Source organism: uncultured Veillonella sp., from assembly GCF_934190855.1.
Taxonomy (GTDB): domain Bacteria; phylum Bacillota; class Negativicutes; order Veillonellales; family Veillonellaceae; genus Veillonella.
Genome location: NZ_CAKPTN010000077.1, coordinates 1 through 7,710, shown reverse-complemented (window position 1 = coordinate 7,710; position 7,710 = coordinate 1). Strand labels below are relative to the sequence as shown.

Sequence of the window (7,710 nt, the reverse complement as noted above, 5' to 3'; positions counted from 1 at the left end):
GCCTAAAATAGTAAGTACCCTTAAGGATACGGAAAATACTTGTTGTACGCCCCGCATATCGTCATTGGCAAGCTTTTCCGCAATCATAATAGAAATGGCTACCGGAATACCAGCCGCAGAAATGCTGACGATAATTTGATAGATTGGATAGGCCATCATGTATAGGCCAATGCCTTCACCACCGAGAACACGGGCGATAAGAACTTTACTAAACGCACCGATGACCTTCACGATAATACCGGCTAAGGTTAAAATCATGGCACCCTTTAAAAATCGATTCATAGGCCCTCCTTAGTCGATGACTTGTGGCTCAGTGACTTCATCACCGCTTCCGTAATGGTCAAAATAGAACCTTTCATGCCATTAAGGCTCACATATAATGTGGCTGGCTTAGTGTCTGCAAATTTCATTTTTTTCCATAAATCTTCTCGTACAGCCCCCATATCCCAGTCGGCCATTTTGGAGTCATCATGCCAATGGATGGTAAGCTGTTGATCTCTACGGACGATACTTTTAATACCAAGCAGACGCGCTTGCTCTTTAATTTGTGCAATACGCAATAATCTATCTACCGGATCTGTAGGCGTACCAAAACGATCGATGAGCTCATCTGTCATGTCATCAAGTTGTTCTTTCGATTTAATATGTAACAGCCGCTGATATACAGAAATCTTACGAGCACTATCTTTGATATACGCGTCATCGATAAAGGCATCTACCTCTAAGTCGATGGCTGGATCAATAGATACCTCACGCTCTACCTCTTTATTTTGAGCCTTCGCAATAGCCTCTTCAAGCATACTTACGTACATGCCAAAGCCGACAGATGCGATATTACCGTGTTGCTGTGAACCCAATAGATTGCCAGCACCACGAATTTCTAAGTCTCTCATGGCAAGCTTGAAACCAGCACCTAGCTCTGTAAACTCTTCAATAGCTTTTAAGCGCTTTTCTGCCGCTTCTGAAAGCATCTTGTCAGGTCGATACATAAAGTATGCATAAGCCCGTCTACGGGAGCGCCCTACACGTCCACGCATTTGATATAGCTGAGATAAACCTAAACGGTCCGCATCATAAATGATGATGGTATTGGCATTCGGAATATCTAGACCAGTTTCAATGATACTAGTAGACAATAATAGATCGTAATGACCTTCATAGAAGTCTGTCATAATTTCTTCAATTTGACGGCCCGTCATTTGGCCGTGAGCGATAGCATAGCGTAAACCTGGTAATGCGGCTTCTAATAACTCACCCATATGATTAATAGACGCCACGCGGTTATAGACAAAGTAAACTTGTCCGCCCCGTGCCAATTCTCGCTTAATCGCATCTGCCACGAGGTTCATATCATATTCCACCACGTAGGTTTGAACAGGTAAGCGTTCTTCTGGTGGCGTATTGATGACGGACATTTCACGAACACCTACGAGAGACATATGCAAGGTCCGAGGAATTGGTGTAGCACTCAAAGTGAGCACATCAATATTACTAGCCCACTCTTTCCATTTTTCCTTTTGAGCAACCCCAAAACGTTGCTCCTCGTCTACAACGAGCATGCCTAAGTCTTTAAAGACAACCTTTTTATTAAGTAGTGAATGAGTACCGATGAGAACATCAATAGAGCCATCCTCTACACCTTTTAAAATTTGTTTCTTCTCAGCTGTACTGCGGAATCGATTGAGTACATCTACCTTTACGCCAAATGGGGCAAAGCGATTCAAGAAGGTTTGGAAGTGTTGTTGCGCCAGAACTGTAGTCGGTACAAGTACCGCTACTTGTTTACCACTCATAACAGCTTTAAAGATAGCCCTCATAGCGACTTCCGTTTTACCAAAGCCTACGTCACCAGCGAGCAAGCGGTCCATAGGAACAGGTCGTTCCATAGATTCTTTAATTTCCGCCGTAGCTTGTAACTGATCTTCCGTTTCTTCATAGGGGAATGCATCTTCAAACTCTTGCTGCCACGGTTGATCTGGTAAGAATGCAAAACCTTCTGTGATTTCTCGTTGTGCATAAATCTCAACGAGTTTATCTGCTAAATCATCAATGGATTTCTTTGCCTTTGTAACAACCTTAGCCCAGTCACGGCCCCCCATCTTATGAATGCGAGGCACATCACCTTCATTGCCGATGTATTTTTGTAACTGATCTAAATTGTTAGCTGGTAAGAACAGTTTATCCGTTCCCGCGTAAGCGATTTCAATATAGTCACGATGAATCCCTTCCGTTTCTATCGTTTTAAGACCAATATACTTACCGATACCGTGCATACTATGTACAACATAGTCACCAGGCGTTAAATCCGTAAAATAATTAATTTCTTGGCCCTTTTTAGGTTTGTTGCGAAGCTTGCGTTTTTGTTGTCCGTAAATATTACCTTCTACAACGACTACTAGATGACTATTTGGCAATTCAAAGCCATCGGTCAATAAGCCTTGTAATATAACAACCGTATTAGGCTTTGCAATCCATTCCTCACTATAAACAAAGGCAATGCCTTCCCCTTCAAGGGCTCGTTCAATACCTTCTCGTCTTTGCTGGTTATTTAATACGAGCACCACTTGATGGTTTAATCGATGCCATTGCTTAATTTCATCTGTTAAAAGCGGAATTTGACGCTCAAAGCTCGTCATCGTCTTCCCTTGGATCCCAATAGGGTTAAATCCAGTTAGACCGATAGAACGCTGTTGCATAAATGTGAAAGCTACTTGAGTTGTGGCTTCTACAGTGCGCTGCAATTCGCTCCAGTCACAATGATTTTTACGATGTGTAGGATCTTCTTTTAAGAATTTCTTTAACGCTTCTTGAATGCGACCTGGCTCATCATAAATGAGGAGACCATCCTTTACATAAGATAATAAAGTACTATCTGCATCGCTTTTACCAAGGAAAAACGGTGTTACCGTATAAGAATCGATTTGTTCAATAGAACGTTGATTTTCTACAGAGAAGAATCGCAATGTATCGATTTCATCCCCAAAGAATTCTATACGTATAGGATTGTCACTATTAACAGGATAGATATCTAAAATATCTCCGCGCACGGCAAAATGACCACGTTGTTCCACCTGATCTACCCGTTCATATCCAATTGTAACTAGCTGTTCAAGCGTTATATCACGCTCAATCGTATCATTTAAAGCAAAATGTAGCGATTGGCCTTTTAAATATTGTGGAGATACAACGTATTGTGTAACCTCTTCAGCATTCGCAATGACTATAGCAGGTTCTTGCCATGCTAGCAATGCTAAAGCACGCATTTGCGCCCCTTGAGCTTCAAGGCTACGAGCCACAGTCGTAAAGTCCACATGATCTGTTATAGGAAATGATAGGACTGGGATATTAGGCATGAAAAAAGCTAAGTCCCGTTCCCACATTTCTTTATGGTCCTTATCATGGACTACGATAACTACAGGCTTTGTAAGCCCTGTAGCAAATGCTTGGTTTAAGAGGAAACTCTTTTGAGATCCACTAAGACCATATATAACTGACTTTCCTTTCCGCTGAAATGCGTTTAGCCCATCCACAAAGGATGGGTTCTGTGAAAGCAGTTTAGTTAATGTATTATCCATACTGCACCATATAGTATTACTATGATTGTATTAATTAAATAGTTCTAACTCATCTATTATAACATATAAGCTAGTAATTAAGCTTCTAGACCGCTTTATATATAATAGTAAATAGCGATAGTAGTTATGTTCATAGTTATAGTTATGTTTATAGTTATATCTGTTACAAACACCTAATTTTAGGCAAAAAAAATAGCACCTCTAAAGGTGCAATAAAGTTGGTGCGGGAGAAGGGACTTGAACCCCCACGCCGTAAGGCGCCAGATCCTAAGTCTGGTGCGTCTGCCAATTCCGCCACTCCCGCGTCTCAACTGAAATAATAATATCATGTATAGAATTCATCGTCAATCATTTTTTTATAATTAACTTAAATTTCATGTATCTCCTAAAATAAAAAGAGACTGACCCAGAATCCGAACTACTAGAATCCTGGGTCAGCCTCTTTTTTAGGATGATGATGAATAAATGCATGCCCTACATTTACCATAAAATATATTAACAGTCATAACTTATGTCATGCTGGTAATACCAAAAGGTATAATCCACCATGACCATAGCACGACATTAAGGTCGTAAGAACTATAATCTAAATACCAAAGTAATATATTTAGATCGTATAGAACTAAAAAATCCTTTTTACGGGTACGTAAAAAGGAGCTATTAACTTCTCCTCCCTATCTCTCGTAGGTCAAATGGTGAATGTTGAATAGGCAGTTCTCCTGACTCGGCTTCATCGCTCATCTAGCCTTCCCAGTTTCCCAGTGACTTAATTTAGACTCGCTCGACCATACAGTGGCGGGACCGTGCTGGCATTTAACCAGCTTCTCTATTATGCTTTTCAGCACCTATTCCCAAATATGATGTTTTCTATGAGTTAATCTTAACACCGCTATCGTATTAAGTCAATTTATTTTTGTAACTTTATTAACAATTTATCTACCCATTAATTTATACATGTATGAATAATAGTTATACATGATACGTATATTATAGCTCGTATGTGTTCAGACCATTTTACTATCTATTCTTACTTCTCTTTTACACCCTTACGAGCTATTATTTTTACATTTCATCTTATATTCATCTATTGCCATATATCATATTTTTAATTACAATATAATAGTATCTATAAATAGGAGGAATCTATGTATATCGGAGATTTCATTAAACAATATCGCGAATTCAATAGCCTATCCATTGAGGACTTTGCAAATAAAGCAGGTTTAACTACCAGTGAAATTGAAGTATTAGAAAAAAATGTAAATGATGATGGTACTGTGGTACCTGTAGCTATGCGCCAAATCAAAGGCATTGCTGCCGCTATGGATGTGCCTATGCCTGTAGTAATGGCACAGATTCCTTCTGATCAAGAATTAGTTGTACATGTTGTGGCAGAGTCAGATCAGCCACACGCAAAGTAGTATAAAGGAGATTTTATGACACCTGATGTATTAGCACTTTTACAGGGCTTAACAGAGCAGCAAAAAAACTATGTATTATCTGCTCAAGCGCGTCAAAAAGAAACTGGTATGGCCTACCTATTCTGGTTCGTTCTTGGCGTTCATTATTTCTATTTAAATAAACCAGTTATTAATATTATCTATTGGCTTACTGCTGGTGGCTTAGGTATTTGGATGATTATCGACTTATTCCGTATTCCAGGCATGGTTAAAGATCGTAATAAAGCCATCATCAAGGAAGCCATCGAAGAAGCTAAGAAACTATATCCTGAGGTGCAATAATGAAAAAATTGTTATTAATTGCAGCGGCTTTCACCATACTAGGTATCCTGCCCTCTCAAGCAGTTAATATTGCTGATTTAGAGAACGCTCGAGGCTATGCCTATTTATATCGTATGAACGGCCAAAACTATTACGCTGAACAACGTGTTAAAGTTATCGCTGGAGAAGGCAATAAGTTTGAAATTATAGGTCGTACCTATAGCCATCAAGGCGCCCAATACTATATGACAGAGTATATTAACCATTATTACTTTGATCAAGACAATGATACGATTCAGTGGGTTCAAGATCAACGTAATATTATCGATGCTCGTACTGGTAAACTATTGCGTGAAGAGAAACGCAATAAAGCTAAATTAATTACCTTAAAGCCAGATACATACGGTTATATGCAAGCTATCTATTGGCGCGACCTTGCCGTTGCAGCTGGTCAGCTTAAATAAGACTAAGTATAGACAGTTTACTGATTTATAAAAGTTTTCTCTATAAAAGTCTATATACAACAAAGGACTCTACATTTTTATTAGTAGAGTCCTTTTATTATACGTTTAATAGAAATGAATAAAATAAAAAAGCACCACATTGCTGTGATGCTTTCATTTGGTGACCCAGAAGGGATTCGAACCCCTGGCCTTTTGATTCGTAGTCAAACGCTCTATCCAGCTGAGCTACTGAGTCATGTACTTGGTACTCACTTATATTAACACAACGCTTACATCTATGCAAGCATTTATTTAATATTTTTTGAGTAATTTTATGGACATGCGGTCCGAAGACCGCAATCCAAATTTGGCAGGGGCAGTAGGACTTGAACCCACAACCAACGGTTTTGGAGACCGCTACTCTACCAATTGAGCTATACCCCTATGTTCATCAAGCCTTGCTTGATACTTGATTAGTTTAACAAATATTAGGTCTTATGTCAAGAAAGAAAGGGCTTTTAAATAATGAAATAATAGTGAATTTAAAAGGAAAAAGAGCCCTCTTTCAAGGGCTCTTATGTCTACCTAACTTTTACCTTTATATATACGGGAGATGGTATATATAATTAGAGAGTTTTGTATATGTATTGTTTTGTTTATACACAGGGAGAGTATTGTTGTGTATTTAAGTGTTGTTTTATGTGTTGTATTGTTTTGTGTTGTGTTGTTTGTATTATTTGTAAAAGGGACAGGTAAAAGTTATTAGTAGTAGACCTCCATTTCCTTAGTTGATCTCAATCAACTATAGATAGTATAAAGATACTACGTGAAAACATAGTGAAAGTTTTATGAGATATAAGTGAAACGAGTAAATTTTGGTACATCGCAAATTGTAAGAAATATAGCAAAAAAGCCTGTATTTACTAGGTTGTATAAGATTGTATATAAATTAGTGATAGCCTTATGCATGAATAGAATATGTAATAGATAGTGGTTATTGAAATTTAAAATTAAAGTAAAATTAATTACATAATAACTATTAATAAGAAGGTTTGATTATAAAAACATGAAGAATGAAAATGATTAGAGGAGCTATTAGATATAAAAATATAAGTTTTGCTTAGATATATAAATTATTTTAGGTGTTCTAAGGATATTAGTAGTAAATATATAACAAAGCTATTAGAACGGAAATATCAATAAAAATACGAAACTTTACAACACTTAGACTTATTGAACTAGTTTACGGTTCGGTAACATTGGCACGTTGTGCCGCGTCACCGTAAAGATATAGTTTGCCTCCTACCACTAGCCGCGGCTTCCTATCACACTCGCCCATGACAGCATATAATACAATAGTTAATGTACAGCACATTCTTTAGGGCTTCGTCGAACCTGATGCAATGGACGTACGCGTCGCTACGCTCCTTTACGCCCTATTGCCCTAGGCTTCCCAAGCCGCCTATAGATCAATATATATAGCTATTACTTGTACAACCTTGGCTGGAAACGGCTCTAGCAGGTATGAGAGCTGTGCTCGTTAGAGCACAAAAATAGAGGGCCAACCCTTTAGGGTTGACCCTCTATTTTATGCTTAATCAGCAGCTTCCTATCCTCCCAGGCCGTCTCCAGCCAAGTACTTTCGGCGTTTATGAGCTTAACTACTGTGTTCGAGATGGGAACAGGTGGATCCTCATAGCCATCGCCACTGAATCTGTCAGAGTTTGTACTCTGAAAACCACATAGAAGTATATATATTTGTTGCACTAGAAATTCTTGACTAATTTATTTTCGTCGTCAGCTGTGGATTTTGTTTCACAAAATCTTACGCTGCGACATAAGCGATTACGCGCAATGTATGCGTCGCAATGCTCCTTTACATTGGCTACACTGCTTAAGTAAAGCCCTCGATCTATTAGTACCAGTCAGCTCCAAACCTCACGGCTCTTCCACACCTGGCCTATCAACCAT

Annotated in this window: 5 protein-coding genes, 3 tRNA genes, 1 rRNA gene and 1 riboswitch; of the genes, 3 read left to right on the top strand and 6 right to left on the bottom strand. The window is 38.7% G+C overall.

Features of this window, described 5'->3' with window-relative positions; translation table 11 throughout:
* The 3 genes from Q0F90_RS05695 to Q0F90_RS05685 form a co-directional block, all read right to left on the bottom strand.
* The coding region (locus Q0F90_RS05695; RefSeq protein WP_296004121.1) for an oligosaccharide flippase family protein at nucleotides 1-282 on the bottom strand (282 nt) is incomplete at its 3' end.
* Nucleotides 279-3,575 carry a transcription-repair coupling factor gene (gene mfd / locus Q0F90_RS05690; protein ID WP_296004120.1) on the bottom strand — a complete coding sequence of 1,099 codons (3,297 nt, stop codon included), beginning with the start codon at nucleotides 3,573-3,575 and terminating at the stop codon, nucleotides 279-281. The genes mfd and Q0F90_RS05695, both read right to left, overlap by 4 nt.
* A 219-nt stretch (nucleotides 3,576-3,794) precedes the next feature.
* Nucleotides 3,795-3,879 (bottom strand) — tRNA-Leu (locus Q0F90_RS05685).
* Between the two features lie 387 nt (nucleotides 3,880-4,266).
* Nucleotides 4,267-4,439, bottom strand: a riboswitch (cobalamin riboswitch).
* 281 nt (nucleotides 4,440-4,720) lie between these two features.
* Between Q0F90_RS05685 and Q0F90_RS05680 the strand changes: the two genes are divergently transcribed.
* Genes Q0F90_RS05680 through Q0F90_RS05670 form a run of 3 tightly spaced genes read left to right on the top strand, consistent with a single transcriptional unit; the run spans nucleotide 4,721 to nucleotide 5,760 of the window.
* Nucleotides 4,721-4,996 (top strand): helix-turn-helix transcriptional regulator, encoded by a 276-nt coding sequence (locus Q0F90_RS05680; RefSeq protein ID WP_296004119.1) that lies wholly within the window; start codon nucleotides 4,721-4,723, stop codon nucleotides 4,994-4,996.
* A gap of 15 nt (nucleotides 4,997-5,011) precedes the next feature.
* Complete coding sequence (locus tag Q0F90_RS05675) at nucleotides 5,012-5,317, top strand: TM2 domain-containing protein (protein ID WP_009351153.1); 306 nt, start codon at nucleotides 5,012-5,014, stop codon at nucleotides 5,315-5,317.
* On the top strand, nucleotides 5,317-5,760 hold the full coding sequence (locus tag Q0F90_RS05670) for a hypothetical protein (protein ID WP_296004118.1): 444 nt from the start codon (nucleotides 5,317-5,319) through the stop codon (nucleotides 5,758-5,760). Before Q0F90_RS05675 ends, Q0F90_RS05670 begins: the two co-directional genes overlap by 1 nt.
* 158 nt (nucleotides 5,761-5,918) lie before the next feature.
* Here Q0F90_RS05670 and Q0F90_RS05665 read toward each other — a convergent pair.
* From Q0F90_RS05665 to rrf, 3 genes are all read right to left on the bottom strand, one after another.
* Nucleotides 5,919-5,995, bottom strand: a tRNA-Arg gene (locus tag Q0F90_RS05665).
* Nucleotides 5,996-6,107: 112 nt separating this feature from the next.
* Nucleotides 6,108-6,183 (bottom strand) — tRNA-Trp (locus tag Q0F90_RS05660).
* Nucleotides 6,184-7,335: 1,152 nt separating this feature from the next.
* Nucleotides 7,336-7,452, bottom strand: a 5S ribosomal RNA gene (rrf, locus tag Q0F90_RS05655).
* Between the last annotated feature and the right edge of the window lie 258 nt (nucleotides 7,453-7,710).